Origin of the sequence: Prevotella rectalis, assembly GCF_900607215.1 — a bacterium.
GTDB classification, from domain to species: Bacteria; Bacteroidota; Bacteroidia; order Bacteroidales; family Bacteroidaceae; genus Prevotella; species Prevotella brunnea.
This window is the reverse complement of sequence record NZ_LR027836.1, coordinates 1-1410: the sequence shown is the minus strand read 5'-3', so window position 1 is coordinate 1410 and position 1410 is coordinate 1. Positions and strand designations below refer to the sequence as shown.

The following is a 1410-nucleotide window of genomic DNA, read 5'->3' as shown; positions in this document are numbered from 1 at the left end:
AGAAGCAGGGAATCAACAGCTTTGATGCTTGGGCAGCGGTTTTTGCCAAGAAATCGACCGACTATGAGTTCTCCATCACCAATGAGATTATCCAGAAAGAGCGGTTCCGCACCTTCATCAAGGTGCCAGAGCTGGCTGCCTTTTATGCGGAAGTATAGGAATTGAAAGCAAGAAAAGGAGAAAAATGTGTATCTGATTGAAACACAAGATATATTGCCTGCTTTCTCATTGGGTTGCATCAAGGTAAATAGGCGAAAAAAGGAGTGAAAAAGCAAGAGTTCAGTTACCAAATCGTTCGAGAAACGATGAAAGGAAAAGAACGGCTAAAAGTGGTAACTAAAACGGTGTTTTCTCTTTCATTATCAATGTTTTGCATCGTTCAAAGTTCCTCAAAGAAGTGTAATTTTGCAAGTAAAAAACAATGGAAAAAGAAAAAATCAAGCTGCTTTTCTACCTCAAGAGAGGTACGCAGGACAAAAACGGAAAAAGTCCCATCATGGGACGCATCAGTGCAGGACGCTCTATGGTACAGTTCAGTTGCAAATGCTCGTGTACTCCTCGTTTGTGGGACAGTCGCAAGAACCGACTGCTGGGCAAGAGTGCCGAAGCCGTATCGGTAAACAAGGAACTTGACCGCCTTCAGGTGAGCATATACAAGGTTTATGAGTCTCTTTCGGGTAGCTCCGATGCCCCCATTACGGCAGAGAGAGTACAGGAACTTGTATTCGGACTAAATAGCGAATCTCAAGAACTGCTGCATCATACAGACGAGTATATCGACCGCTTCCGTGAGCGCGTGGGCATAGACCGCAGCGAGCGGAGGCTGAAATGTCTGCTGCTCTTCCGCAAGCATCTGGCAAACTTCGTCAGGTATCGCTACCGTGTGGAGGATATTCCCGTACAGAAAGTGGACACAGTCCTCATCAAAGACTTGGAGGACTACTTCGCCAAAGAAAAGGGATTCAAGCTCAACACTTCGGCTGGTTATCTCTCCATGCTGGCTTCCTTGCTCAAAGACCTGCATAAACGGCACATCATTGACACCTATCCCTTCATCAACCATTCCATTCGTTGGGAAGTGGGCACTCCACGTTACATCACAAGGGAAGAGGTAGGTCGTATCGCAGCCTTGGGAGAAGATAAATTGCAAGGCTATGAAAAAGTGTCGAGGGATATGTTCCTTTTCTCCTGCCTGACGGGGCTTTCCTATACCGACGTGTATCACTTGACGGAGCAGCACATCTTTCACGAAGCGGGAATGACTTGGATACGTAAGCCGAGGATGAAGACGGGCAATGTATGTCACATCCCATTATTACCCGAAGCATCCGCCATCATTGAGCGGTACAAGGGCATTCATACGAGGGCGTTCCGCCACGAACCCCCAAAAGGGTATCTGCTGCCCATACC

General features: G+C 47.1%; 2 protein-coding genes. Both read left to right on the top strand.

Annotation, left to right across the window (positions count from 1 at the left end; all coding sequences use genetic code 11):
- Positions 1–158: helicase-like domain-containing protein (locus E0E16_RS15105; RefSeq protein WP_500796509.1), on the top strand; the 158-nt coding region annotated here is incomplete at its 5' end.
- Between the two features lie 263 nt (positions 159–421).
- Positions 422–1410: phage integrase SAM-like domain-containing protein (locus E0E16_RS13360; protein ID WP_130830694.1), on the top strand; the 989-nt coding region annotated here is incomplete at its 3' end.